The sequence below is a fragment of the Shinella sp. BE166 genome (genome assembly GCF_051201095.1).
Taxonomy (GTDB): Bacteria; Pseudomonadota; Alphaproteobacteria; order Rhizobiales; family Rhizobiaceae; genus Shinella; species Shinella lacus.
The window spans coordinates 831,286-858,175 of sequence record NZ_JBPEHL010000001.1 but is presented as its reverse complement, the minus strand read 5'-3'; the positions used below and the strand labels follow the sequence as shown (position 1 = coordinate 858,175).

Genomic DNA, 26,890 nt, shown 5'->3' with positions numbered 1-26,890 from the left:
CAAGCACGTCAGAAACCGAATGCTGTCGCCCGTTGAGTTCGAAAGGCAGCAGAAAATCTAACCCGAGGGTGTCTACAAAACTCGGGGCTATTCAGAGGGGAGGGCTCTCTTTTCGGGAGCCTCTTCACACATTCACCCAGCCTCCCGTGCGCCCTCACCGCCAGATCTCAACAGCGCCATCAAAACCGGGCCGAGTGAAAATTCTCCGCGGCGGGCGCGGGAGGTTAGGTTGCGCAGGTATCCGCCGGGTGAATTGATGTGGCCGGCGCGTTCGAGGATGCAGCCGAGGGTGACTGCGGCGTTTTCGGGACCCATGACCTCGCAGGCCTCCTCGTAGGCCGATGGGCTTATTCCCAGCATCGAGCGGGCAACGACCGCTGCAGACATCATGTCGCGCCAGCTGCCGATCGTGCCGGCGGGTCCATATGCGCTAATCTCCTGGCAGGCCTTCAAGACCAATCCCAAAGGGAAGGGGAAGGGTGGTTGTGCATTTGGCTTCAGGTTTTCATTCGGGATCGCCCCCAGCTCTTTTTCTGAGCTTGGTTCAAGTTCATAGATGGATTCGGGTTTTGAATTCTGTATATGCCGCCCACTTTGAGCGGCACTGCTGCTCATATTCTTCGAATTATCAATGTTTTCCAGCATGTTGACGACCTTCTCCTGCAGAAGCGTCAATTCCGCGCTAATTTTGATCGCGTCCGCCATCGTCGGGGAACGGGGAATTTGGCTTACGAGGCTGATATAGATGTCTTCGATTGCCGCCCAGTCGCCTGGAGCCCCCTCCTCTATCGCGGCACTGATCAACTTGCGTACGTCGCGGCGGCGGATGGTAAGCTCCTCCTTTGCGCGGCGGAAGGCGGCGCGCTCAGAGGCGACCTTCTGTGCCATCTCTGCGAGTTCCTCGGCGCGCAGCAGGAGAGGGGAGATATCAAAGCCAAAGGCGGATTCGATCGTGCCGCTCCTATCCTTGCGGGCGTAGCGCTTGCCGTTGGCGCTGTCCTTGCGGATGACCAGGCCTGCCTCGACGAGAAAGGCGAGGTGCCTGCGCAGTGTTGCGCCCGCTATCCCGTGGGCTCGGATGCTCAACTGCGCATTCGATGGGAAGACGACGAGCTGCGCGTCCTGGCGCAGTTCGTTCTCCGGATAGAAGCTCAGCAAGGCGTCGAGTACGGCCAGGCTACGATCTTGCAGCCCGAGAAGCACACGCGCTTCGGACGCATCCCGAAAGACCTTCCATTTGTCAGCCCGCTTGCCCGCGGGGATCTCGGCTGCCGCGACTTGCTGCCTGACCAAGGCAAGCGAAATCGGCCGCCGCCCGAAAGGCGTCGTTACATTTCCACTCTGCATTTTCTCTCACCTTCGACAAGGCAAAAGAAATCCGCTCACCAAAAACGGTGCCAAAGACGCTTGACTAAGATTCGTGGAAATGCGAGTCTCGAAGTGCTAAATCAGAGAGAGGCTTCCACGACGGCAACGTTTGGGGGGCCTTTTTCTTTTGCGACGCTTCCTTTCTTCCATATCCGGGCAACCTGACAAATGTCAGGATTACCCGTTGTTCCGCTGACGGGAGAAGCGCTCGGCAAGTGCCGGCAGCTCCTCCTGGATAAACTTCAAGAACGCGGCGCCCAGTTCGCCCTCGCCGGATATCCGGACGTCCTTGGCCGAAGCAATATAGGCGCCGAGCGCCTTGCCTTCGGTGTCGGAGAGGGTAACGGCGGCACCGCGCGGGCTCGGGCTCGACTTCACCGCATTCAACGCCTGCTGGAAGCGCTGGTCAGAGTTCTCGATGCGGTCGCCTGCCTTCGACAAAGCGCGGCGCACGGCTTCAAGGGCGCCGGAGCTGCCTGAAATCGTCTTGGCCAGATCCAGCCAGCGCGGCCGGCCGATTTTTGGCGCGCGGCCGATCGCTTCGATCACATCGCCCGGAACCGAGCGATAGACGCTGCGCATGCGCGCGAGCTCGGCATCTTCGATCGAAAGCGCCGCATAGATATCGCGGGGCCGGATCCCGGCATCGTCCATGCGCGATGCAAAGAGCGCACGCTCGATCCATGACAGGTCCTGCCGGCTGGCATTCTCGATGCCCTGGGCGACGACCAGGTCGTGATCGGTCATATCGACTTCGATCGCCCGGACCGGTTGGCCGAGCTCCAAGGCAGCACGCCATCTCCGGTGCCCATAGACGATCTGGTAGCGACCAGGAGCCGAAGGGTGTTTTCGAACCTGGACGGGGACCTTCTGGCCTTCCGTCTCGATCGAGCGCTTCAGCGTCTGGAAATCGCTCGCGTCGTCGTCCGGCAATCGATCCGGAAAAGGGGAGGGGTCGATAATCTTGGGGTCGAGGTCGTGGATCGACGCTCCGCCCGCCTCGACGATCGCCCGCAAGCGGTCACGCTCCGCCCGGATGTCGTCGATCGCCCGATGGGCAGCACCGATGACGCCGGCGGCGACGCGTGTCGTCGGGGCAGGGGAGGGCGCCGCCACCGGCTCGGGTGCCGCGGGCTCCTCGCTTTCCAGTTCAGCCGAAAGCAGGCCGAAGCTTGCAACGATGGATTTCCGTGGTGTCTTGCTCATCCACGCCCCCAACTCGTGTTGATCAGGCGAACGATCGCCTCATTGACGGCGTCCACCGCCTCGCGTGCCCGCTTGTGCGTCTCGCGGCCGATCTGGCCCATTTCGAGTTCGTACAGCGAGCGTTTGCCAAGCCCCGCCGCCTCGACGGCCGTGCTTTCCACGGCGGTCGGCAGCAGGACATCCGCGCCGAACAGATGGCGCAGCATCGCGACCACCTGCGACTGCGGCGCATCGTTCGGATCGTGACGCGTCACGAGATACCGAATGAAATCCTGATCGAGCTGCGCGCCGCTGTCGGTCAAGACGCTGATAAGGTCGCCCATCATGAGAAGGAACTGGCTCATCGACGCGACGTCCAACATGGCCGGATGCACGGTGATGATCATGCTCGTCGCCGCGTAGATCGCGCTCAGCGTCAGGAAGCCGAGCGAGGGTGGGGTGTCCAGGATGACGACATCGTAGTCGGCTTCCACCTCGGCGAGGCAGAGTTTCAGCCGCTCGAAGAAGATTGCGCCAGAGCTCGACCTGTTGGCGAGGACTCGCGGGGTCTCATGCTCGTACTCCATCACTTCCAGATTGCCGGGAATGAGGTCGATGCCGTCGAAATATGTCTTGCGGATAATGTCGCGTATCGGCCGCCGTTCGGCGTCGTCGTATCGAAGCGCCGCATAGATCGTCTCGTTGGCGCCGACATCGACCTCGGGCTGCGAACCGAACATCGCCGACAGCGACGCCTGCGGATCGAGGTCGAGCGCGAGGACCCGGTAGCCTTGCAGGGCGAGAAAATGCGCGAGATGGACGCAGGTCGTCGTCTTGGCGCTGCCGCCTTTGAAGTTGGCGATGGCGAGAACCTGGAGGTGTTCTCCCGGCCGGCGACGCGGCAGGAACCGCAGGGCGTCCGCCGGCTTCTGCTTTGCGAACAATTCCCGCAACTCGTTGATTTGCTGGAGCGTATAGACCCGATGATTGTTCTCCAGCCGGCTCGGCACGGGGCCACGGCCTTCGCTCGACATCAGCTTCAGCGTCGAATCGGGTATCGATGTCAGCTTGGAGACTTCATTCGTCAAAAATTGCCGAAGAATCTTTTCCGATTTCGGCGGATACATACGCGTTCTCAGCTGCTGGAGCTGTCCGGACAACAGCGTGGCATGGCGCGTGATCTTGCTGCCTGCATCTTCCTTGGAAGGAACCACTGTTTCTACCTGTTGCGCTATCGCCATTTTTCCCTCTTGGCGGCCTATCGCCGGTTTACCGGCCGGCACTCGCCAAGAGATAGAACACGATTCTATAAGCCCGTCCATGTGTTGGCGGTTGACAATCGAACCCAACGGTCAGTCTTCGGTCGTAGATAGGTGTTAATCAACTGATATTATTATATTTATCGCCAAAGTAGCGTGATTTTCCGTTTGTAACTCTCCACACTTTTGACACAGGTAGTCCTGCCAGGCGGAGGCCTACGGGATCAAAATGCCGGCGCGCAAGAGAATCGGGATTCAGAATCACCGGAACCTCCTGTCCGCGACAAGCCTTTTGAAATTGGCAAATCGTCGTCGTTTCACGCAGCGGCAAATGACGCCCGCGGGTCGACTGCCAGTGCCGGCAATGTCAGCGTGATAGCGGAACCAGCCACTATCAGCCGCAACTGGCGTCCTGGACCGCGGCCGGTCATGCCTAGGATTTTTTCGATCCGGCGCTGTCGAAATTAGACCGTATGCCACCGACATGATGTTCGACGGCGGGAGTTAACAGGGGAGGGGCCGGAACTTTATGTTCCGACCCTTTAATAGGCTGAATTATAAAATGACTTTCCGGCCGCACTACCCGTCGAGCGCAACTCGGAAATCCGCCTGCGTGCGGGCGCGCAATTCGTCGACCGTGACGCCCGGCGCGAGTTCCACCAGGCGCATGGGCTCCTCGCCGCGGATCGCCGGCTCGAAGACGGCAAGGTCGGTAATCAGCAGGTTGACGACGCGGCTTCCGGTCAGCGGCAGGTCACAGCGCTTAAGAACCTTGGATTCGCCGCGCGCTTCGTGCTCCATGACGACCACGACCCGCTTGACGCCGGCAACGAGATCCATCGCGCCGCCCATGCCCTTGACCATCTTGCCGGGGATCATCCAGTTGGCGAGGTCACCGTTTTCCGCCACCTGCATCGCGCCCAGAACGGAGAGGTCGATATGGCCGCCCCGGATCATCGCAAAGCTTTCAGCACTGGAAAAGAAGCTGCTGCCCGGCAGTTCGCTGATCGTCTGCTTGCCGGCATTGATCAGGTCCGCATCTTCCTCGCCCTCAAAAGGGAAGGGGCCCATGCCCAGCATGCCGTTCTCGCTTTGCAGCGTGACGTGAATGCCGGCCGGGATGTAGTTCGCCACCAGCGTCGGGATGCCGATGCCCAGATTGACGTAAAAGCCGTCCTGCAGTTCCTTTGCGGCGCGCGCCGCCATGTCGTCCCGTGTCCAGGCCATCAGACTGCCTCCACCGACTGCCGCGGCGTCACCGTTCGTTTCTCGATCCGCTTTTCAGCGTTTGCAACCTCGATCATGCGCGAGACATAGATGCCCGGCGTATGCACGTGGTCGGGATCGATGCTACCCGGCTCAACGATCTTCTCGACTTGCGCGACCGTCGTGTGCGCCGCCGTCGCCATGACCGGATTGAAGTTGCGCGCGGTCTTGCGATAGACGAGGTTTCCGTCCGTATCGCCGCGCCAGGCGTGGACGATAGCGAGGTCTGCAAAGAGCGCCGTCTCCATGAGATAGAGCTGCCCGTCGAATTCACGCACTTCCTTGCCTTCGCCAACGGCCGTGCCGACGCCGGTGCGGGTGAAGAAGGCGGGAATGCCGGCGCCGCCGGCGCGGATGCGCTCGGCGAGCGTGCCCTGCGGGTTGAACTCGATCTCCAGTTCCTTCGCGAGATATTGCTGCGCGAAGAGCGCGTTCTCGCCGACATAGGACGAGATCATCTTGTCGATCTGGCGGGTTTCCAGCAGCCGGCCGAGGCCGATGCCATCGACGCCCGCATTGTTGGAAATGACCGTCAGGCCGCGCACGCCAGATTCGCGCACTGCTTCGATCAGGGCTTCGGGAATACCGCAAAGCCCGAAACCGCCGGCCATGATGGTCATGCCATCCTTGAGCAGACCCGCCAGGGCCGCCGTCGCATCGTCGTGGATTTTCCGCATGGTTCCTCCCATAGAAAACGTTCCGGGCGAGACATTACGGCTTGAACGGCGGCAGGCGTTAGCCGTATTTATACGGCATGACGCGACGTGCCGGCTCAATCGAAGGCTTCAGCAGGGAAGGGGACTTACGCTTCTCCCTGAACGAAATTCCCGTGCCGATGGTCTACGCGACCCACCGTATCATCCGCGATTGCAACGACGCCTTCGCCGAACTCTTCGGCTATGCCCGCCCGGACCTGATCGACCGCAGTTTCGCGGTGCTTTATCCGAAGATCGCCGACTTCATCCATACCGGAAAAATGTGGCTGGAACACCTGCCAGGGGGGCGCAGCTATTATGACGAGCGGATCATGATGTCGGTGACCGGGCAGCGTTTCTGGTGCCAGGTCACCGGAAAGAGCTTTCAGCACGACGACCCCTTCGCTCATGCGCTCTACTGCTTCCAGCGGCTCAACCGCCCGACGACCAGTCCGCAGCTTTCCCTGACGGAGCGCCAGCGCCAGATCCTGACGCTGGTATCGCAAGGAAAGACCAATGCGCGCATTGCGGACGAGCTGGACCTGTCGGTCCGCACCGTCGAATCGCACCGCGCCCGACTGATGAAGATCACCGGCTGTACCAATTCCGCCCAGTTGACCTCTTGGTTCGCTCATGCGCCAGGCCCGGATGGGGCAGGGTAGGGAACAAGTTGGGGCGGCCATCATGGCCGATCGCGTCGACTTCTGCTTCCGTTTATCGAGCAGCCTCGACGGGTGATACATCGCCGCCTTGCGCCACTTGCGCCAGAATGAGCGAGCCGACACCAGCGACGAAGAAGCCTGCGGACAAATTGACAGTCGTACCGTCGTAGAAACTACCCATGCCGACAGCAAACAGAGTTGCAACGAGGCTCGATCCGGACGCGAGCAAGGAGGCGCCCAAACCGGCAACCTGGCCAAGGGAGCGCATGACCATGGCGTTCAGGTTGCCGAAGAGGATGCCGATGGCGAAGAAGGCCGCAAACCCGAATGCCATGAAAGCGGCAAGCGGCAGGCGGCCTCCGCACAGCGTGGATACAACCAGCATCAGAAAGCCGGTCGACGCCAATCCCAGGAGGGCGGCGCGCGCCATTCTATCCATGCCGAACCGCTGCACGAGCCTAGCATTGGTGAATGAAGCAAGTCCCACCGCCGTGGCCAGCGCCGCAAAATAGAAGGGAAAGGTTTCCCGGATTGCATAGGCGTCAAAGAACAGATCCACCGCCGTGCTGAGATAAAGGAGTTGTGCGCCGAAAACGAGCCCGGTCGCCATGATCAGCAACGTCACGCGACGGTTGGAAAGGATGCGGCGGCCATTCAGGAACAGCAGGCCTGGCCGAAACGGAATGCGCTTTTCTGCGGGCAAAGTTTCCGGCTGGCGAACCGCCAGCCACAGGCCAAGAAGACCCGCAATGACCAGATAAGCCACAAAGACGCTGCGCCAGCCGGTAAGGGCGATCAAGCCCGCGCCAGGGCCGGCGCCAGCATCGGCACGAGAATGAACAGGGTGAACATGAAGGACATGACGCGGGCCATCGCATCGCCCTCGAACTGGTCGCGGATCATGGCCCGCGTCGCAATCTTCGGGCCGGAGACGCCGACGCCCTGAAGGAACCGGCCGAGGATCACCATCTCCAGCGTTCCCGCCAGCATGGCGATGATGGTTCCGGCGGCATAGACACAGAGACCGAGCACAAGCGCCTTCTTCCGTCCGATCGCGTCGGACAGCGGACCAAGCAGCAGTTCACCGAACGCCATGCCGAAGATGAAAAGCGATATGACGTGCTGCGTCGAAAGCGGCGGCGCGACACCGACATCCGCGCCAATCTCCCGCAACCCCGGCAACAGCGCATCGATGCTGAGCGAGGTCAGTGAGGTCAGAAGCGCATAGAGCGCGATGCGTTCGCGAAAACTGATCGAGGATGTCATGCGCCGTGTGTGAAACGTATTTGCCGCAGCCTCAAGTGCCCGAGAGCGTGAAATCGATTAGTTCCATAAGATAGATTACACGATTTCTATCTGTATCTGGGTATGCCCTATTCTCAGCGCGGCATATGAGAGATGCAACAGCCTATCTATACCCGGCCTGCCAAACGCCTCGCCACACCTTGGCGGAATTTCTCGATTTGAGAGCAAGGATCGGAGTTTGGTGCGGCATCGTGCGGCCTAGTGTCGATCTCCAAGACAAACAAGGAGTTACGACGATGAACATCATGATCGCCAACAAGGCGTTACGGGCCGCACCAAGGGTGAAGACGGCCGACATTCTTTCCTTCGCCGTCGCCGATTGCACGCTCGGCAAGGTTTTGCTGGCGCAGAGCAACAAGGGCGTTTGCGCGATCCTCATCGGCGACAGTGCCGAAGACCTGATGGCGGATCTCGCCCGTCGTTTCCCGCAGGCGATGCTCGTCCCGGGCGAAGCTGCGGCGAAAGCGGCCATGGAGGCGGTGCTGCGTTTCATCGCGGAGCCTGCTGTGGGTCTCCCTCTCACGCTCGACATGCGCGGGACGCCGTTCCAACGGCGCGTTTGGGAAAGGCTGCGGACGATCCCCGCGGGCCGAACGGTCAGCTACCGGGAAGTGGCCGGCTGGATCAGCCCGCTCGCAAGCCCGCGAGCCGTCGGCACTGCCTGCGCCGCCAATCCGATTGCGCTCGCCATTCCGTGCCACCGGGTCCTGCGTGCAAACGGTGAACTCGCCGGCTACCGCTGGGGCATCGAGCGCAAGCGCGAACTCCTCCGGAAGGAGGCCATGGCATGAGTGTCGCGACGTCTGCCGAAGCACGGGTCGCCGCCTATGATTGGAAAGCGCTTGCCGGCGAGCTGGATGGTTTCGGCTGTGCGGTCCTTCCAAAGCTGCTGACACTGGAGGAGTGCCGCGGGATTGCGGCGCTCTATCCCGATGAAAGCCATTTCCGCAGCCACATCGTCATGGCGCGGCACGGTTTCGGCAAGGGCGAATACCGCTATTTCAAATATCCCCTGCCCGACCTTCTCGGCAGCCTGCGCACGGCGCTCTATCCCCACCTTGCGAGCGTCGCCAATGTCTGGAACGAGCGCATGGGGATCGCGGAGCGTTATCCCGGAGAGCACGCGCCGTTCCTTCAACAGTGCCATGACGCCGGCCAAATGCGGCCGACGCCGTTGCTGCTGCAATATGGCCCCGGTGATTTCAACTGCCTGCATCAGGATCTCTACGGCGATCTCGCCTTTCCAATCCAGGTGGCAATCCTACTTTCGGAGCCCGGCAGCGACTTTACCGGCGGCGAATTCGTGCTGACCGAACAGCGGCCGCGCATGCAAAGCCGGGTGGAGGTCGTACCGCTGCGCCAGGGCGATGCAGTGGCCTTCGCGGTGCATAACCGCCCGGTGCAGGGAACGAAGGGGAATTATCGTGTCAATCTCCGCCACGGTGTCAGCCGCGTGCGCTCCGGCAAACGCCACACCGTCGGCATCATCTTCCACGACGCCCGCTGACGGCCGCCGCCCTGCCCGCCGAACTGTGGAGCGAGGATTGAGCAATCGGCAATTCTTTGCCACAGTCGGCATCGGGGAAACAGGGGGCGGCAACGACCGACCAGAGATGCCGCTCGAGGACATAGGCGCGATCGCGTTTTTCTTGCTGGTCTGGGTCTCCCTGGAACCATGGCTGGAATACACCAAGCGCAAGAACAGCATTCCCCGCAACATGGAGGCGATCCGGCGGGCCTGGATGCGGGAAGTGCTGACGCGCGATACCAACTTCATCGGGGATGCCGCCATTCTCGGGCACACGATCAACTCGGCCTCGTTCTTCGCCTCGGCCAACCTGCTGGTTATCATGGCGGTGGTGGGCTCGTTGTCTATCGATCCCGCATCGTTCAGCAAAACGGGGCTGATCGCGACCTTTGCGGGCGACACGCCGGCCTGGCTTCTCCAGACGAAAATCCTGCTGGTCTTCGGGACGCTCCTGCGCGGGCTTTCGGATTTCGTCTGGGCCGTCCGCCAGTTGAATTACTGCCTGGCGGCGATCGGCAGCAGCCCGTCCAAGAATGAGGACCGCGACCTCGATGCCTGGACGGATGCCCTGACCTCCGTCGTCAATCCGGCGCTGCGGACCTTCTCCAAGGGCGTTCGGTCCTATTATTTCACCTTCGCCGCCATCCTCTGGTTCCTGGGTCCGTGGGTGTTCTGCGCGGGCACGCTCCTATCCGCATCCCTCATGGTGTGGCGGCATACATCCTCGCGCACCGCCCATGGCCTGAGCCGCATCCATGACCTCATCGAGGCGCAGAAGAGCAAATCCTGACCGCTCGGCACTATGCCGGCACGAACCGGTAGGCCTGCCCGGCGGGCTCCGCAAATCCGACACCCGGATAGCTCCAATGATAGCCGAGCATCTTCACTTTTTCCGAAGATGCGCGGTCGAGCAGCATCTGCCTGCTCTTCAAAGCGATGTCCGGCTCGGTGTCGAAGCCGAAATGCCAGTCCGGCCGTTCGAAGAAGATCGTATCGCTGGTGCAGGCATCGCCCGTGATCAGCAGGTTTCCGTCGCCGGCGATCTCCACCGACATATGGCCGGGCGTATGACCCGGCGTTGACACCATGGCCATGCCGGACAGGATTTCATCGCCTGGCTTCACCCGCGTCAGGCGATCTTCGACAGCGGAAAGGTCGCGCCTTGCGCCCTTGGCGAAGCCGTGAAGCGCCGATGGCTGGCGGGCTTCGAAATCGCCTGCCATCCAGAAGGCCCATTCCGCATCGCTGACATAATAGTGCGCGTTCGGATAGAGCACCTTGCCATCGGCCGTGGTCGTCGCGCCGGAATGATCGGGATGCACATGGGTGAACACCACCTTGGTGATCTGCTCCGGCAGCACGCCGAGTGTCTTCAGGTTTTCCGCCAGGCGCCCCGCGCTCGGCTGGAAATTGGTTCCCGAACCATTGTCGATCAGGATGAGATCCTGCCCGTGCCGGATCAACGGAATATTTGCCTGCACCGCGGCCCCTTTCGCGTCACCGCGGAGACGCTTCAGGAAATCGGCGCGCTCCTCGGCCGACGCATCGGGCAGGAGAACTTCGGGCGGCAGCATGATAAGGCCGTCGCTGACGACCGAGATGTCGAACGCGCCGTGCGAGAATGTATGGACCGGAGCGGCCAGGACATTCCGCGGCAAGGCGAGCGAAACGCCCGCGGCCGCCGCGCCGGCGAGCACCTGTCTACGGGTGGCCTGGATATTTCCAACCTCGAAGGCGGACATGACAAATCTCCCTTGAAAAACCGGTCCGTCATCCACTCCGAAGCATCACACGGCTTCGGAGTGGATACCGTATCGCGGTGCCGCGTGTTTCAACGACAGGTGCGGGCCGAGTGCATGGCGCGCATTTTCCAGAGCCTGCCAGAGCCCGTCATCGGCGAGCGACGGGATGGTGACGAGTTCTCCGCGATCGAAACCCGCCAATGCGGCATCCACCATCTCTTCCGCTCCCATGATCATGTCGGCGGGGATGACGTTGATGTCGATGCCGGCGCGCTCGAAGATTTCCGTGCGCGTGAAGCCGGGCAGCACCGCCTGGATTTGGGTGCCCTGCCCCTTCAACTCCTCCGACATCGCCTGGGTGAAGGCCAGCACGAAGGCCTTGCTGGCGACATAGGTCGCGTTGAACCGCTCGGGCATCAGCGCCACGACCGAGGCAATGTTGATGATCGCCCCCTCGCCGCGCGCCGCAAAGGCCTTCGCCGCCTCCACCGTCAGGGCATGCAGAACATCGACATTGAGATGAACCATGGCGGCAAGGCCCGTGGTTTCGGATTGCAGCACCGGACCTTTCGGCCCGCTCCCCGCGCAGTTGACGAGCATGGTGATCCCCGTGTCTTCCCGAAGTTTCGCGAGTACCAGCTCCAGCCCCTCGCGACCGGAAAGGTCCGCCGGAAGCGGCGTCACGTTAACGCCATGGCTTGCGGCAAGGCGCGCCGCTTGCTCCTCCAAACGACCGCGGTCGCGGGCGACGGTCAACAGGTCGAAGCCGCGCCCGGCGAGGCGATCGGCATAGATGGCGCCGATCCCTGAGGAGGCTCCGGTCACCATTGCGGTTTTCCTTGGCATTCGAAATCCCCTCTTCCTCATATTATGGCAAAGCGCACGCCGGGCCAGGGGCCCGGCGCGCATGACGATCAGTGGACTAGCTCTTGATGAATGCCAGCAGGTCAGGATTGATGATCTCCGGATGGGTCGTGCACATGCCGTGCGGCAGGTCTTTGTAAGTCTTGAGCGTGCTGTTCTTCAGCAGTTTCGCCGAGAGCGGCGCGGAGTCGGCAATCGGCACGATCTGGTCGTCCTCGCCATGCATGACGAGCACGGGCAGGTCGATCGCCTTGAGGTCCTCCGTGAAGTCGGTCTCGGAGAATGCCTTGATGCAATCGTAATGCGCCTTGGCGCCGCCCATCATGCCCTGCCGCCACCAATTGTTGATGACGCCCTCGGAAATCTTCGCGCCGGGCCGGTTGAAGCCGTAGAACGGGCCGGAGGGCACATCCAGGAAGAACTGGGCGCGGTTGGCGACGAGTGCTGCGCGAAAACCGTCGAAAACCTCGATCGGCAGGCCGCCCGGATTCGTCTCGGACTTGACCATGATCGGCGGCACCGCGCCGATGATGACCGCCTTGGCGACGCGTCCCTTCTTGGCGCGGGCGACATAGTGCACGACTTCGCCGCCGCCCGTCGAATGGCCGACATGGATGGCGTCCTTGAGGTCGAGTGCATCGGTGAGCGCCGCGACATCGGCGGCGTAGGTGTCCATCTCGTTGCCGGTCCAGGTCTGGCTGGAGCGGCCATGGCCCCGGCGGTCATGGGCGATGACGCGGTAGCCGTTTTCGAGGAAGAACATCATCTGGTTGTCCCAGTCGTCGGCCGAAAGCGGCCAGCCGTGATGGAAGACAACGGGCTGCGCGTCCTTCGGACCCCAGTCCTTGTAATAGATTTCGACGTCGTCGGCGATTTTGATGAAAGGCATGGCGGTGTCCTTCGTTTCGTCCTGATTGGTGTTCGATGTCTGCGCGTCGGCATATGTCGGAAGTGCAAGCGCCGCGATGGTGGCCGCGGCTCCAAGAAGAAGATCGCGGCGCATGGCTGCGACCGGAAAGGCGGTGGCCCATTCATTCATGGCTTCCCTCCTGTGCGGACTTTGCCCGCGTCTCGTTGACGAAAATCAAGGTGACGCAGACGAAGCCGCAACACGAGTAAAGCGTCGTAAATCGATGCAAAGGCGACGTGCAGAAAGCGCAGTCTAGCGTCGTTCCCGGCGTCCTTAAAGCCGTTGAATATCAGGGGATGCGTGCATCTCACCGACCAGATGGACCAGCGCGCGCGCTGCATGGAGCGGCGAGGCCTCGCTGTCACCGAGGATCAGCAGCCCGGCGCCGGCCCCTTCGGGCTTGACCAGCGCATATTTTCCGGGAACAAGGGCGACCGGCTTTCCCGCGGACAGGAAGGCACGCACGAAAGCGGAAACCGCGCCGTCTTCCCCCCAGATTCGCCCAGAAAAGCCGATGCAGAAGGCCGCGTCGAAGTCTTCCACGACGATCTGGTCGAGGCTCAGCGTGTCGGCGAGCTCGTCGCGGGCGTTCCTGTCCGCCTTGAACCGCTCCACCGCGGCAGTTTCGTCCGCTGTTGTCCTCATGGTCGTGAGGATCGGCGGGCCGCCGAGCGGTGTGGCGATGGCAACCTCGACGCCCATGTCCCGGAAGGCATAATAGGCCGGCGCGATCCACGGCAGGCCAACATCAGGCCGCTCTCCCTCATCCTCGACGATCAGGATCACAAAACGCGGGATGAAGGGCATTTCGGTCATTCCACTCTCCCATTCTCGCCGCATCATCGTGGCTTTGCGGGAGGAGAACGAGTTGAGAGTTGTAAATCGGTGCAAATCCGCTCAGTCGCCGATTACGGCATCAAGCGCGTGCCGATCCCGGTCGATGCGGCGCATCCAGGCAACCGCATCGTCCTCGCTGGCCGTGGCTGCGGCAAGGTCGAGATTTTCCATGGCACGGGCAAGCGCCCCTTCCCCACCCGCAGCAAACGCAACGCGCGCCTTCACCCGGAAAAGCTCCGGCAGGCACCAGCGCTCGCCGGATAGGCGGCAATGTTCGAAGGCCGTCTCCACAAGCCGCACGGCTTCGGAATGCTGGGCCTGTTCACTCAAGGCCAGCGCGGCGACGGACTGGAAGTAGGTCTGGAACAGGGTGAAGCCTGCGCCTTCAAGCGTAGACATTGCCGCGCGGAGTTGCCGGCTGCTCTCCTCCGCCTGCCCTGCCCGCAGCAAGAGTTCCGCCTCAAAACAATCGGCATAGGCGTGCCACACATCCAGCGACAGCGCCTTGGTGTGCTCCCGCAACGACGCAATGTAGCCGGTCGCGAGGTTATCCCGGCCAGAGAGCAGCGCCAGCGGGCATGCCGCTTCGGCCAGCACGTTGGAGAGCGAAAGCGTGTGCCGGATATCGCTGGCGTAATCGACGGTCTCCTGCACCTCCCGCAGCGAGCCATCCTCATCTCCCAACAACCACATCGCCCGGGCGAGGATGATGCGGGCGGTGACGCGTTGGTCGAACTGAAAGCGGATGGAATGCTGCCCGGCCCGTAGACTCGTATAGTCGCGCAGCATCTGCCGCAGTTCATCGCGGGATTCCCCGTGGCGGCCCAGCCAGTGGAGCGTGGCGCCATGCATCCGCTTGCCGATGATGGCGTCCATCGGATCTGCCGATGCGTGGGCGAGCGCGCCGAATTTCTCGGCAAACGTCATACCGAGCCGCGGTTCTGCACGATTGATGGCATCGACCCACAATGCCCAGGTCGCCCGCAACTGATGGTCGGCATCGCCGATCTCCTCGGCGATCCTGAGCGTCGTCGACCAGGCCGCGATGCCATGCTCGGGCGCATCGGTGGCGCGCATCTGGGGCCAGCCGAGTGCCGCATAGAGCTTCATGCGGCTGCGCTCGTCCAGGCCGGGCCGGTCTTCGAGATAGGCGATCGCCCGCGTGACGGCCACCAGGCATTCATCGAGCAGCGAAAGGCGGAAGAACAGCGGCAGGCTCGCCACCGTCAGCCGAACGCCAAGCAACGGATCGCCGGTCGGCGAGAAGGCCCAGTCGAGCGCGGCGCGCAGGTTCGCCATCGGCGACGCAAAATCCTCCGACCACTCCGCCATGGCGGCGGAATACAGCTCCTGCTCGGCGCGCTCGAAACGCATCTGAAGATAGGCCGCGAGCCGTGCCATCGCCGCGTCCGTCCCGTTTTCTGCCGCAAGCTTCTCGGCTGCATAGATGCGCGTCGTGTCGAGCAGGCGATAGCGCGTGCCGATCGCGTGAGGATCGGCCGCCACGAGAGACTTTGCGACGAGGGAGGCCAGGTGATCCTCCGCCTCGGTTCCCGAAAGCACGGCCATGCCGGCATCGCCGCTAAACCAGCCGCGCAGGACCGAGAGTTCCGCCAGTGCCGTCTTTTCCTGCGCCGACAGGATGGTGTAGCTCCAGTCGAGCGTGGCCCGCAGCGTCTGGTGCCGGGGCAAAGCAGTGCGCCGGCCGCGCGTCAGCACGCGAAAACAGTCGGACAGGGACGACGCGAGGCCCGGAATGCTGATCGTTTCCAGCCGCCCGGCCGCAAGCTCGATCGCCAGCGCGATGCCGTCGAGCCGCGCGCAGATATCGACGACATGGCGCGCGTCCGCGTCGGACAATTCGTAGCTGCCGAGGCAGGCATCGGCGCGTTCGACGAACAATTGCACCGCCGGCGACATCATCGCTTCCCGGGCGCCGCTTGTCGTGGTGGGCAGTTCGAGTGCCGGCAGCCTGTGCACGCGTTCGCCATCCGCCCGCAACGGTTCGCGGCTCGTCGCCAGGATGCGGGTGGCCGGCGCGCCGCGCAAAATCGCCTCCGCGAGAGCCGCAGCGCCGTCGACCACCTGCTCGCAGCTATCGAGCACCAGCAGGATATCGCGCTCAGTAAGGTGGCGGGCGATATCCCCGGCAAGATCATCGGTCCGCGAGAGGATTCCGAGCGCCGAGGCAATTGACGTCGCGACCAGGCCGGACTGTGCGACCTCGGAAAGATCGACCCACAAGACCTCCGCCCCCAGTCCCTCGCCCGCGGCTACGGCCCGCGCGACGGTGGATTTGCCGATGCCGCCCGGCCCGACAATCGTCAGCAGGCGGGAGCGCACGAGTTGCGACGCGATCAGCGCAATCGACTGTTCGCGGCCAAATATCCGTGGTCCGGCGGGAAGGCCTGCCGACACAGGCGCGGGGTGTGGCGGTTGCGAGGCGGGCGACGCAAGATTGGCGATAAACGTATACCCCCGCCCCGGCACGTTCGTGATGAACTTCGGTTCCTTCTGGGTATCGTCCAGCGCCTTGCGGAGTGCGGAAATATGGACCCGAAGATTGGCCTCCTCGACAAACGTGTTCGGCCAGACATGCCGGACGATCTCCGCATTGGTCTTCAGTTCACCCGGATGGGAGGCGAGGAAGATGAGAATATCGGCGGCGCGGCTTCCGAGCGGCACGAGCTTTCCATCCCGCAGCAGCGCCCGCCGGCCTGGCGCGATCGTGAACGGTCCGAATTGCATGTCGCTCACGGCATTGATCACTTCCCACCATCCGTCCGCATACCGGAAACACGACGCCATGCCACCGCCTGCGTCATGGCTTCGGATGCGGAACTTGAGCGAAGGCCGGCAAAAACGCAAGCCGGTTGCAACCGCCTTCGCGTCGGCCTCTCATGGTGGTATTAGCCTCACGTCTTCGCACTGCCGGCCAGCGCTAAAGCCGCCAGGCCGAGTGGATCGTCACATGCACGATGTCGCCGACCTGCGGCCGGTGGCGGCTGAAGGCGCGCAGAATCTGGCCGTCGTCGAGTTCCAACACCAGGCTATAGCGCTCGCCTTCGTACAGCGCGGAGCGCACCCGGGCCGCGACGCCCTCCTCCGAAAGCGCAATATCCTCCGGCCGTACGAGGACATCAGCCGCCAATCCAGGTGCGGGGAACCTGAGGGCCGGGCGCAGGCTATCCCATGTTAGCTTTCGCGGCAGGCCGTCTGGCAGGTTGAGCGAGAGCACTGCGCCCCGGCCGATCAGGCTGCCGACGAGGCGGCCTTCGGGGCGGGCGTAAATCTCTTCCGGCGGCGCCACCTGCAGTAGTTTTCCCTGCGACATGACGGCGACGTCGGTCGCCAGCGCCATGGCCTCGCTCTGGTCGTGCGTGACATAGACCATCGTGGCGCCGGAGCGCTGGTGGAATTCGCGAAAGGTCTCCTCCATCTCCTGGCGCAGGTGACGGTCGAGATTGGCGAGCGGCTCGTCGAGCAGCACGACATCCGGCTCCGTGACGAGGCAGCGCGCCAGCGCCACCCGCTGCCGCTGGCCGCCGGAAAGTTCTGCCGGCCGGCGTTCCGCATGGTCGGTGAGCCGCACCGTATCCAGCGCCTCGCGAATGCGGTTGCGATAGACCTCCCGCGAGACGCCGCGCACCTTCAGCGGATAACCAACATTGTCGGCGACGCTCATATGCGGCCAAAGCGCGTAGGACTGGAAGACCATCGCCATATTGCGCCGCTCGGGCGGCAGGGATTGTGCGGCATTCGCAAGCAACCGCTCACCGAGGAAGATCGCCCCGTCGCTCGGGGCCTCGAAACCGGCGATCATGCGCAGCACCGTCGTCTTGCCGCAGCCCGACGGGCCGAGCAGCGCGAGGAAACCGCCCTCGCGAACGTCGAGCGACAGGCCGCTCACAGCGGGCCTCCCGGTGCCGAACTGCTTGCTGACATGGTTGAGGATCAGCTTCGCCACGGCACCACCCCCTTCGGCAGGCGTTTTGCCAGCCATTCGAGCAGCAGCATCATAATGACGACCATGAGGACGACGAGCACGGAGAGCGCCGAGGCGAGATCGGAACCGCCGCTGTCATCGAGATTGTAGATAACGACGCCGAGCGTCTGGGTGCCGGCAGACCAGAGAAGGGCCGAGACCGTGAGTTCGTTGCAGGCAATGAGGAAGACCAGGATGACGGAGGCGCCGGCGGCCGGCGCCACGAGCGGCATTAGAATATCGTTCAGCCGCCGGAAGAAGCCGGCCCCGGCAAGCCGCGCAGCCTCTTCCAGCGCGGGATCGAGTTGGCGGTAGGCGCTCACCACGGGTTTCAGGCTGACGGCAAAGAAGCTTGCGAAATAGGCGAGCAGGATGATCCAGATCGTGCCGTAGAGCGTGACGTTGAAAACCGGCAGGGGTGCCGCGAAGACGAGGATGAAGGCGACTGCGACGATGATGCCCGGCAGCGCATAGGGAATTTCGATGAGGCTCGCGACGATGCGGGCAAAGATATCCCGCCGTCGCGTCAGCACGTAGCCGGCCAGCACCGAGAGGCCGAGCAGGCCGACCGCGGTGACGGTGGCGAGGAAGAGCGAATTGGCAAAGGCCGTGCGCGTCACCGCCTGGCGCAGCAGCACTTCCTGGAAGGCGTTGAACGACACGGTCTCAAGTGTCAGCGGCACGCCATAGGCTGGCACCAGCGCACCCGCCAGCAGCGCGAAGAACGGTGCGACGAGCATGAAGAAGAGCACGAACAGCAGCACGGGCACGAAGAGAAACTTCCACCATCCGACCTGAAAGCTCGTCGCGGCGCCCGCCTGTCCGAGAATGCGGTAGTCGCGCCCACCAAGCGCGCGCTCCTGCACCGCAAGCCCCGCCACAGAGATGAGCGCGATGACGCCGGAGAGCACGGCGACCTCGCCGAAGGTGCGGTCGGTGAAGGCGGCGAACTTGGTGAAGATCAGTGTCGCCAGCGTGTAGATCGAAGCCGGAATGCCGAGGATCGCCGGAATACCGAAATTACCGATGCAGGACACGAAGGCGATGGCGGCACCGGCGATCATGCCGGGCAGCGCCAGCGGCAGCACGATATCGCGGAACGTGCGCAAGGCTGGGGCACCGGAAAGTCGCGCCGCCTCGATGCCGTCGCGCGGCACGCCGAGCAGTCCGGCTCTGAGCGCAAGATACACCAGCGGCGCATGCTGCACGCCGTAGAGCAGCGCGATGCCGCCCAGCGAATAAAGCGGCTGTGGCGAGCCGAGCGGCGGGGCGATGCCGAGCGCTTTCAAGAGCAGACTGGACGGGCCGGACATCTGCACCCAGGCAAGCGCCGTCACCTGCGGCGGGATCATCATCGGCAACACGAAGAGGAAGCTGAGCGGACCCTTGGCCGGAATGTCGGTGAGCGTCAGCAGGAAAGCGAAGAGCGAACCGATCAGGACCGAGATGACGGTTCCGAAGACGGCGGTCACCAGCGTGTAATAGGTCGCCTGCCAGAGCGCGCGATCCGTCAGCACCGCGACGGCCCCGCCATCGGCGAAGGCCGCAATGCCGGTCACGGCAAGGCGGGCGAGCGGCAGCACGCTGAGGACGACAACCACGCTGACGATGAAAGGAAACAGCCAGGCTGGCTGGCTGTTTCCCGGGCGAACGTAACCGTGCATGTTAAGGCCGCGTCGAGCCTTAGTTAGAGCCGAAGTAACCGGAGAAGGTCTTCAGGTCGGCATCGGTGTTCTTCAGCGCCGTGGCGGCGTCGAGCGGCAGCACGCGGATGGTGTCACGCGCCGGAAAGCCTTCCGGCATGGCAACGCCGTTGCGGGCCGGGATGTAACCGAGCTTGACGAAACCTTCCTGGCCCTCGACCGACAGAACGTAGTCGACGAACTTCTGGGCGGCCTCGACGTTCTTCGAAGAAGCGAGGATGCCGACCGGCTCGGTGACGGCGGAAACGCCTTCGCTCGGGAAGACGAACTCGACCGGCGCGCCCTTCGCCTTCTCGCGGATCGGCATGTAATCGACGACCATGCCATAGGCCTTTTCGCCCGAGGCGACGGCCTTGAGGATCGCACCGTTGCCGCCGGCCGCCGTCGTGCCGTTTTCGGCGAGCGCCTTGTAGTAGTCCCAGCCGAGGCCGTCGACGGCCGTCAGCGTTTGGGCGTGGATGAGGGCGGCGCCCGAGGTCAGCGGGCTCGGCATGGTGACGAGGCCCTTGGCTTCTGGCTTGGCGAGGTCCTGCCAGCTTGCAGGCTTGAGGCCGGCCGACGTGTTGTAGACGATGCCGGTGGTGATCAGCTTGGTCGAATAGTAGTGGCCGTCCTTGTCGTAAAGGGCGGCGTCGTAGTTCGCGGCTTCCGGCGATTTGTAGGCGAGCAGCTTGCCGTCATGCTTGAGGCGCTCGAGCGTGACGGTGTCGGCGATCAGCAGCACGTCGGCAACCGGGTTGCCGGCCGCGATCTCGGCCTGGAGTTTTGCCATGATCTTCGGCGTGCCGTCGCGCACCCAATCCACCTTGATGTCGGGATTGGCGGCCATGAAGCCGTCGACGGTCGCCTGCGCGTCCTCGTTCGGCTGGCTGGTATAGAGCACGAGGTTTGCGGCAGAGGCCGGGAGGGCGGCAAAGCCAACTGCGAGGAGGGCGACGGCGGAAACGAGATTTTTCATGGGGGAGCATCCTTCCGGGAAAGTCATCGCTCCCTACCCCCCTCGCTTGACACCTGTGTGACACTCCTACAGCCACTTGGCGCGCTTGAACCGCCAGTAGAGCCCCACGCAGAAGACGGTGATGACCCCGAGCACGACGAAATAGCCGTATTCGGTCTTCAACTCCGGCATATTGTCGAAATTCATGCCGTAAAGACCCGCGATCGCCGTCGGTACGGCGAGGATTGCGGCCCAGGAGGCGAGCTGGCGGGTGATGACCCCCTGGCGCTGCTGTTCCAAGAGGTTGCTTGCCTCGAAGACCGAGGTGATGACGTCGCGCAGGCCGCCCACCATCTGCTCGACGCGATGCATGTGCTGCAGCGCGTCACGGAAATAGGGTTTCGCTTCGACATCCAGGCATGGCAGGTCGAGATGCACCAGCTTGCCGCAGAGGTCCAGCATGGCATCCAGCACGCGCTGGAACAGGATGACCTCGCGGCGCAGCCGAAAGATGCGCTTGATCTGGGCGCGATCGAGGAAGGAATCCAGCATCTTGCGTTCCATGTCGAGCACGGAATCCTCGATCGTGCGCACGATCGGCAGATAGCCATCGACGACGAAATCGATGATGGCATGCAGAATATAGTCGGTGCCGTGGCGCAGCGTGTGCGGCGAAGTCTCCAGCCGGCCGCGCAACTCGCCATGCCCGCGCTCCGAACCGTGGCGAACGGTGATGATGTAGCGGTCACCGACGAAGATCGCCGTGCGACCATAGGTGATGCGGTCGCTGTCAAGCTTCGCGGTCTGGGTCAGCACGAAGATCTGGTCGTCATAGGCGCTGACTTTCGGGGTCTGCAACGGGTTCAGCGCATCACTGACCGACAGCTCGTGCAGGCCGAACCGCTCTTTCAGCACGGAGAGTTCCTCGACCGTCGGCTCGTGCAGGCCGATCCAGATGAAGTCGGTCTTCTCCGTCGGTATCGCGACGGTTTCGAGCGGGACTTCCTGCAAGCGCCGTCCGTCGCGGTAGAGATAGGAGGCAACGACGGTCATGGGGGCTCCTTGCGGGCAGAAAGACTGCGGCTTTAGCGCCAGAAACGCTTGGTGTCGATGAGCGCGTCATGCGCATCCGCCGCCGCCTTGATCACGGCCTGCCTGTTTTCGATGGCATTGGAGAGAAAGGCCGTCGCCGCATCGCCATCGAAGCCGAGCCGTGCCAGCACCTCCGGCATCGCGGCCGCATCGTTCAGCGTGCCGAGTTGGTCCTGAAGCCCTTCCAGCGCAGCGAGGAAGCGGCCATGGCGGCGCTTCTGGCGCTTGCGGTCGAACAGCGAGGCGAAGAATTCGGTGGCATAGCGCAATTTCTTGGCGTCCTTCCTCACCTCATGGCGAGCCTCGTCGTCGAGATCGACGAGATCGCGGCCGCCCTTCTTGACCTTCCGGCGCAGCCGATCGAGCGCGCCGGCGGCAAAGTCGCCGACCGGCCGCTCGCGGATTTCACGCGTATGGGCAAGGCTGAGCCAATCGCCGCAGGCAAGCCAATAGGAGAAATCCAGCATCAGTTTTCGCGCACGCTCGGAAGCGAGCGCTTGGATCGCCTCGTCGAAGGCGCGTTGGCGGGCCTGCGCCAGTCTTTCGCCAAGCGCGTCGTCCTTGCAGCGGGCAATCAGCACGTCGATGTCCCGCACCTCGCCGAGAAGGCCGGCGAGCCATTTCAGCTCTTCCTTAAGATGCGCAAAAGCCTCGTCCTCCAGCACCGCCTTGAACACCGAAAGCGCCGAGCGCAGCCGGCGTAGCGCGATACGCGCCTGGTGCACGGCCTCCTCGCCGCGGATATCGAGCAGCATCTCGTTCAAGCGGAATTGGCGCAGGCACGCATCGGCAATCACCCGGAAGATGCCGGGAACGGTCATGTCGACGGTGAGCGCAATGGGCTGGGATTTGACGGAACGCGCCGCGGGGGCGAGCAGCCGGTAGCCGCGCTCCGCCTTGCTGAGCACGCCGAGGCGGACAGGGGCGACGGCATCAAGCTTGCGGGCGAAGGAAAACAGCGCTTCCGGCGTGCCTTCCACCAGTTCCAACTCGATTTCGCTGATCGGCGTGCGGCGGTCGCCGGCAATGATATCGCCGCGATCCAGCGCCACCTCGATCCTTGCGTCCTCCCACTCCACCGACCAGCGGCGCCGTTCGACGGCGACCTCGAAGGCCGGCTCCAGCGCATCGATGCGCCGGCCGAGGAAGGCGCGGATCGGCGTCGTGTCGTCGAGCACGGGGTCGTCACCCTCGACCTTCTGCTCCCATTTCGGGCGGGCAAACAGGCTGGCGGCACTGGCGCCGACCGCCTTTACGATCTGCACGCGTCCTTCGGCATCGTTGCGAATGCGCAGGGAAAAGCCGGCGGCGCGCAGATCCTCGCCCGGCGTATCGAAATAGACGGCGCGCCGTTCGATCACCAACGGGTCGCCGGGCAGAAGCCCGGATGCCAGAAAATCATCCGCCGCGTCCGACGCAAGATCGAGCTTCAGTTCGATTTCCTGTCCCAAATGCCGTTCTCCAGACTAAACCGGCCGACGCAAGAGCTACCGCACCCGTGGACAAGATCAACCCGGAAGCCATGCAAGACAAGAGGCGCCGCGACCCAAAGCCGCGGCGCCTCCTCATAAAATCACTCGGCGGGAACCGGGCTGAAGCCGCCCGAGCCCATCGACTGGTCGCGGGTTTCCTTGCGAACGGACGCACGGGCCAGCACGCTCTGCCGGTTGACCGACTTGCGTTCGGCATCGATGCGCTGGATCAGGATTTCCGCACGCTCGATAGAGCCGAGCAGAGCGAGGATCGTGCCACGTTCGGCGGCGCCCGCATTCGGACCGAGCGAGAGGGTGCGCGCGCGCAGCTCCTCGACGGCCGGATGGTTGACATGGCCTGCCGGCATCTGCGGATCGGCCAGGCCGTAATCCGGCATGATGCTGCGCAGCGTGGCATCGAGCTTGTTGAGCGCGGCGTCGACGATCGGCTGGGCTTCGGCGCCGAACTTTTCACGTCTGACGCGACGGGCGACCTGGTGCATCGATTCCGTCAGCGCAGCGGTGAAGTCGGCCTCCTCGATCAGGCTCGCGATAAGGTCGAGCTGGTCGTAGGGCAGGTCTTCCTTCATCAGGTTCGACGTGTAGAGGCGGATGTCGCGGCTGAGGATATCGGTCGCGAGATAGTGCTCGCCCGGATCGGACGGCGCCTTCTTGTCGCCGCGGGCGATGTTGAGGAACATCGCACCCGCCTGGAGGTGACGCGCGGTTTCCTTCTGGATCGCCGGCACGGCCTGGGCGAAGTCGTTGGCGAGCTTGCGATCGAGGAAGCGCGGGGTCGAATAATCCTCGATGTCCTCTTCGTCGGTGCGGCCGACGCGCGACAGCACGCGCTCGAACACGCCGATGAAGGGGAAAAGGAGAAGCGTGTTGAAGAGGTTGAAGAAGGTCGAGTAGAGGCCGACGGCGACAGGCACGAGCGGGAAGGTTTCCTTGCCGTCGACCAGCACCGGCACGGCCGGGTCGCCGCCGAACCACTGCATGGCCCATTCCAGGATGCCGATGGAGACGAAGAACAGGGGAACGGTGATGCAGACGCCGATGATGTTGAAGGAGATGTGGGCGTAGGCAGCGCGCTTGGCGTTCTTGGAGAGGTTGAGCGAAGCCATCCATGAGGTGATGGTCGTGCCGAGGTCGGCGCCGAGCGAGAAGGCGACGGCGGTCGTCCAGTCGAGGATACCGGCAGCACCGAGGCCCATGACGATACCGATCGTCGCGGAGGACGAGTGGATCATCGCGGTCACGCCGGCGGCGATCAGCACGCACTTGATGAGGTTGAAGTAGGAGTCGGCCTTCAGGGTCTGCAGGAGTTCCATGACCTCGGGCAGGTTGCGCAGCGGACGCAGGCCGCCGGTCATCAGGTTGAGGCCGTAGAAGATCAGCGCGAAGCCCATGCAGGCGAGCGCGATGTTGCGCACCTTCTCGTTCTTCGCGAAGCAATAGATCAGCGCGAAGATGCCGCCGAGGATCAGGCCGAGCGGCCCGAGCGGCAGCGCGATAAGGCCGTTGCCGAGCGTCGTGCCGATATTGGCGCCCATGATGACGCTGATGGCGGGTCTCAAGCCCACCACCCCGGCATTGACGAGGCCGACCACCATGACGGTCATTGCGGTCGACGACTGGATGACGCCGGTGATGAAGGTGCCGGCGAGCACACCCTTGACCGGGGTGCCCGCCGCTTTGGCGAGGAATTCGCGCATTTTATTGACGGAGAGGGCCTGAATGCCGTTGGCCATGAATTCCAGGCCGAGCATGAAGATGCCCAACCCGCCGATGACCGGCACAAGAACGTCCTTGAAGATATCTATTTCCATGGGAATACTCGTTTCTATTGGAGCAAATACGGCGTGCCGGGGCCTAGTTGTTCACGGCGCCCAGGTTCGCGGTCCAGTACGCTTCGATCTGGCCGGCCAGTGCTGACGGCACGGGGATGTAGCCGAGCGCGCTCGCCTCGTCCGCACCGCGGCTAAAGGCGACGCGGAAGAGATCGAGCACCCGGTTGATGCGTCCCTCGCCGCGATCCTTCGGCACGACCGCATAGGTCACCACTGCCATCGGATAGGCTTTTTCACCCGCGAGATTGGTCGTGTCGGCCGAAAAGCCTTTCGCGCCATCCCAGGCGACCGTCGCAAGGCCCGCCTCGAAGGCTTCCGGTGCCGGGCGGATGAAGGCGCCGGACTGGTTTTGGAGGGCTGCGAAGGGAAGACCGAGGCGGACAACCTGGCCATATTCGAGATAGGAGATGCTGTTCTTCGTCGCCGTGGTCAGGCTTGCCAGACCGCCGGTGCCCTTCTCGCCACGGCCCATCGGCCATTTGACGAGCGTGTCGGCGCCGACCTTTTCCTTCCATTCCGGGCTGACCTTGGACAGGAAGCTCGTGAAGGTGAAGGTCGAGCCGGAACCGTCCTCGCGGCGCAGCACCTCGATCGTCGCATCCGGAAGCGCAAGATCGGGGTTGATCGCCTTGATGGCCGGATCGGACCATTTGGTGACCTTGCCGAGATAGATATCGGCGATGACCGGACCGGTGAGGCGCAGTTCCCCTGCCCCGACATTGTCCAGGTTTGCGACGACGACGATGCCGCCCATGACGACCGGGAACTGCGCGAGCCCCCGCTTCGCCAGTTCCTCCGCCGTCAAAGGTGCATCGGTCGCGGCAAAATCCGTCTCCGGCTGGTCGAGGCGCATAACGCCCGCAAGCGAACCGACCGGCTCGTAATCGACGCGCCAGTCCGGCGAGGTGAATTCGCCGCCGTCCGTACGGAGTGCCTCATAGTCGCGCGACCAGAGATGGATGATCGGTGCTGCAAAGGTGGAGCCGGCGCCGCGGATCGGTTCGGCTTGGGCGTTTGCGGAAAAAAGCGTGAAGGCGCCGAGTAGAAACCCGATCCTGCACCAGGCATTACAGGCGGGAGGCCTGAGAAAATTCCTCATGAATCGCCCCTCATGAATACGCACTACCAAGACAAAGCGTTGCTGCCCCGGCAGGTCCTTGCAGACTGCCGGGCGCGGAAACGCGCTAAAGATCAAGACGTCAAATTATCGTCGGCGTATTCGACATTTCTTTACTAGTAACCTTGCTTGACGCGCGGATGACAATATTGGCGGCATTGGGAAATCTCCGTCACAATTGCCGAAAAACCCGCTGTCATCTCAGTGAAATGTCGGTGTGATCCAAAACCACGCAGCAAGAGCGGACCTGCTCCCACGCGACGATGGAGAACCCGATGAACGACGCGACACAGCCGAAAGCCCTCGACACCCGAACCGCCATCGTCACCGGCTCCACGAGCGGCATTGGCCTCGCCATCGCCCGCCGCTTTGCAGCGGCCGGTGCCAATGTCGTCATCAACGGGCTCGGCGATGCGGGCGCCATCGAGGCGGAACGCGTAGCGATCGAAGCGGACTTTGGCGTGCGCTGCGTCTATTCCCCGGCCAACATGCTTTCCGGCGCCGAGATCGCCGAAATGGTCGCGCTGGCGCTCGAAACCTTCGGCAGCTGCGACATCCTCGTCAACAATGCGGGCATCCAGCATGTCGCCCCCATCGAGGATTTTCCGGACGAGAAATGGCAGGCGATCATCCAGATCAACCTGATCGCCGCCTTCCACTCGATCAAGGCAGCCCTTCCGGCAATGAAAGAGCGCGGCTACGGCCGCATCATCAACATCGCCTCCGCCCACGCGCTCGTCGCCTCGCCCTACAAATCCGCCTATGTCGCGGCCAAACACGGCATTGCCGGCCTCACCAAGACCGTGGCGCTCGAAGCCGCCACCAACGGCGTCACCGTCAACGCCATCTGCCCCGGTTATGTCTGGACGCCGCTCGTCGAAAAGCAGATCCCCGATACGATGGCGGCGCGCGACCTGACCAAGGAGCAGGTCATCCACGACGTGCTGCTCGAAGCGCAACCGACGAAGGAGTTCGTGACGGTTGAGCAGGTTGCGGGCCTCGCGCTGTTCCTGACGAGCGCCGAGGCGGCCTCGATGACCGGCGCGATCCTCTCCCTCGATGGCGGCTGGACGGCCCATTGATACGACCGGCAAGCCGGATTACTCACGA

At 63.1% G+C, this 26,890-nt stretch carries 22 protein-coding genes and 1 pseudogene; 5 read left to right on the top strand and 18 right to left on the bottom strand.

Features of this window, described 5'->3' with window-relative positions:
- Positions 1-132: 132 nt before the first annotated feature.
- From repC to J2Y63_RS03885, 5 genes are all read right to left on the bottom strand, one after another.
- Positions 133-1,347, bottom strand: a complete 1,215-nt coding sequence (gene repC / locus J2Y63_RS03905; RefSeq protein ID WP_435265012.1) for a plasmid replication protein RepC — start codon at positions 1,345-1,347, stop codon at positions 133-135.
- Positions 1,348-1,545: 198 nt separating this feature from the next.
- Complete coding sequence (gene repB / locus J2Y63_RS03900; RefSeq protein WP_435265011.1) at positions 1,546-2,574, bottom strand: plasmid partitioning protein RepB; 1,029 nt, start codon at positions 2,572-2,574, stop codon at positions 1,546-1,548.
- Positions 2,571-3,794 (bottom strand): plasmid partitioning protein RepA, encoded by a 1,224-nt coding sequence (gene repA, locus J2Y63_RS03895; RefSeq protein ID WP_256114436.1) that lies wholly within the window; start codon positions 3,792-3,794, stop codon positions 2,571-2,573. Before repA ends, repB begins: the two co-directional genes overlap by 4 nt.
- Before the next feature lie 597 nt (positions 3,795-4,391).
- Complete coding sequence (locus tag J2Y63_RS03890; protein WP_435265010.1) at positions 4,392-5,039, bottom strand: 3-oxoacid CoA-transferase subunit B; 648 nt, start codon at positions 5,037-5,039, stop codon at positions 4,392-4,394.
- Positions 5,039-5,755, bottom strand: coding sequence for a CoA transferase subunit A (locus J2Y63_RS03885; protein ID WP_256114438.1), 717 nt, complete (start codon positions 5,753-5,755; stop codon positions 5,039-5,041). The genes J2Y63_RS03890 and J2Y63_RS03885 overlap by 1 nt, the downstream gene beginning before the upstream one ends.
- Positions 5,756-5,832: 77 nt before the next feature.
- Here J2Y63_RS03885 and J2Y63_RS03880 point away from each other — a divergent pair, with 77 nt between their 5' ends.
- Positions 5,833-6,435, top strand: a complete 603-nt coding sequence (locus tag J2Y63_RS03880; RefSeq protein ID WP_435265009.1) for a LuxR C-terminal-related transcriptional regulator — start codon at positions 5,833-5,835, stop codon at positions 6,433-6,435.
- Positions 6,436-6,487: 52 nt separating this feature from the next.
- Here J2Y63_RS03880 and J2Y63_RS03875 read toward each other — a convergent pair.
- A pseudogene (locus tag J2Y63_RS03875) lies at positions 6,488-7,701 on the bottom strand (multidrug effflux MFS transporter).
- A 275-nt stretch (positions 7,702-7,976) separates the two neighbouring features.
- On the opposite strand from J2Y63_RS03875, the gene J2Y63_RS03870 reads away from it, so the two are divergent.
- The 3 genes from J2Y63_RS03870 (at position 7,977) to J2Y63_RS03860 (ending at position 10,058) form a co-directional block, all read left to right on the top strand.
- Positions 7,977-8,531 carry a methylated-DNA--[protein]-cysteine S-methyltransferase gene (locus tag J2Y63_RS03870; protein ID WP_435265008.1) on the top strand — a complete coding sequence of 185 codons (555 nt, stop codon included), beginning with the start codon at positions 7,977-7,979 and terminating at the stop codon, positions 8,529-8,531.
- On the top strand, positions 8,528-9,247 hold the full coding sequence (locus J2Y63_RS03865) for a 2OG-Fe(II) oxygenase (protein ID WP_435265007.1): 720 nt from the start codon (positions 8,528-8,530) through the stop codon (positions 9,245-9,247). Before J2Y63_RS03870 ends, J2Y63_RS03865 begins: the two co-directional genes overlap by 4 nt.
- Positions 9,248-9,353: 106 nt before the next feature.
- Positions 9,354-10,058 carry a DUF599 domain-containing protein gene (locus tag J2Y63_RS03860; protein ID WP_435265040.1) on the top strand — a complete coding sequence of 235 codons (705 nt, stop codon included), beginning with the start codon at positions 9,354-9,356 and terminating at the stop codon, positions 10,056-10,058.
- 10 nt (positions 10,059-10,068) lie between these two features.
- Here the strand turns inward: J2Y63_RS03860 and J2Y63_RS03855 are convergent, their stop codons facing one another.
- The 12 genes from J2Y63_RS03855 to pstS form a co-directional block, all read right to left on the bottom strand.
- Positions 10,069-11,010, bottom strand: coding sequence for an MBL fold metallo-hydrolase (locus J2Y63_RS03855; RefSeq protein WP_435265006.1), 942 nt, complete (start codon positions 11,008-11,010; stop codon positions 10,069-10,071).
- A gap of 45 nt (positions 11,011-11,055) precedes the next feature.
- On the bottom strand, positions 11,056-11,856 hold the full coding sequence (locus J2Y63_RS03850; RefSeq protein ID WP_435265005.1) for an SDR family NAD(P)-dependent oxidoreductase: 801 nt from the start codon (positions 11,854-11,856) through the stop codon (positions 11,056-11,058).
- Positions 11,857-11,932: 76 nt separating this feature from the next.
- The gene (locus tag J2Y63_RS03845) at positions 11,933-12,763 is read right to left on the bottom strand and encodes an alpha/beta fold hydrolase (RefSeq protein ID WP_435265039.1); all 831 of its coding nucleotides are present in this window, start codon (positions 12,761-12,763) and stop codon (positions 11,933-11,935) included.
- A gap of 294 nt (positions 12,764-13,057) precedes the next feature.
- Positions 13,058-13,600, bottom strand: coding sequence for a transporter (locus tag J2Y63_RS03840; RefSeq protein ID WP_435265004.1), 543 nt, complete (start codon positions 13,598-13,600; stop codon positions 13,058-13,060).
- 81 nt (positions 13,601-13,681) lie between these two features.
- On the bottom strand, positions 13,682-16,369 hold the full coding sequence (locus J2Y63_RS03835; protein ID WP_435265038.1) for an ATP-binding protein: 2,688 nt from the start codon (positions 16,367-16,369) through the stop codon (positions 13,682-13,684).
- A gap of 193 nt (positions 16,370-16,562) precedes the next feature.
- Positions 16,563-17,588: an ABC transporter ATP-binding protein gene (locus J2Y63_RS03830; RefSeq protein ID WP_435265003.1), complete on the bottom strand. Its 1,026-nt coding sequence runs from the start codon at positions 17,586-17,588 to the stop codon at positions 16,563-16,565.
- Positions 17,576-19,270 (bottom strand): ABC transporter permease, encoded by a 1,695-nt coding sequence (locus tag J2Y63_RS03825; RefSeq protein ID WP_435265002.1) that lies wholly within the window; start codon positions 19,268-19,270, stop codon positions 17,576-17,578. The genes J2Y63_RS03830 and J2Y63_RS03825 overlap by 13 nt, the downstream gene beginning before the upstream one ends.
- A gap of 19 nt (positions 19,271-19,289) precedes the next feature.
- A complete protein-coding gene (locus J2Y63_RS03820; RefSeq protein ID WP_435265001.1) occupies positions 19,290-20,267 on the bottom strand; it encodes an ABC transporter substrate-binding protein in 978 nt (325 codons plus the stop codon).
- A gap of 66 nt (positions 20,268-20,333) precedes the next feature.
- Entirely contained in the window at positions 20,334-21,299 is a 966-nt protein-coding gene (locus J2Y63_RS03815) for a magnesium and cobalt transport protein CorA (RefSeq protein ID WP_435265000.1), read from the bottom strand.
- 32 nt (positions 21,300-21,331) lie between these two features.
- On the bottom strand, positions 21,332-22,789 hold the full coding sequence (locus J2Y63_RS03810; protein ID WP_435264999.1) for a CHAD domain-containing protein: 1,458 nt from the start codon (positions 22,787-22,789) through the stop codon (positions 21,332-21,334).
- Positions 22,790-22,911: 122 nt separating this feature from the next.
- Positions 22,912-24,642 carry a Na/Pi cotransporter family protein gene (locus J2Y63_RS03805; RefSeq protein ID WP_435264998.1) on the bottom strand — a complete coding sequence of 577 codons (1,731 nt, stop codon included), beginning with the start codon at positions 24,640-24,642 and terminating at the stop codon, positions 22,912-22,914.
- A 43-nt stretch (positions 24,643-24,685) separates the two neighbouring features.
- Positions 24,686-25,762: a phosphate ABC transporter substrate-binding protein PstS gene (gene pstS, locus J2Y63_RS03800; RefSeq protein ID WP_435264997.1), complete on the bottom strand. Its 1,077-nt coding sequence runs from the start codon at positions 25,760-25,762 to the stop codon at positions 24,686-24,688.
- Positions 25,763-26,055: 293 nt separating this feature from the next.
- Between pstS and J2Y63_RS03795 the strand changes: the two genes are divergently transcribed.
- Positions 26,056-26,862, top strand: coding sequence for a 3-hydroxybutyrate dehydrogenase (locus J2Y63_RS03795; protein WP_435264996.1), 807 nt, complete (start codon positions 26,056-26,058; stop codon positions 26,860-26,862).
- Positions 26,863-26,890 lie beyond the last annotated feature (28 nt).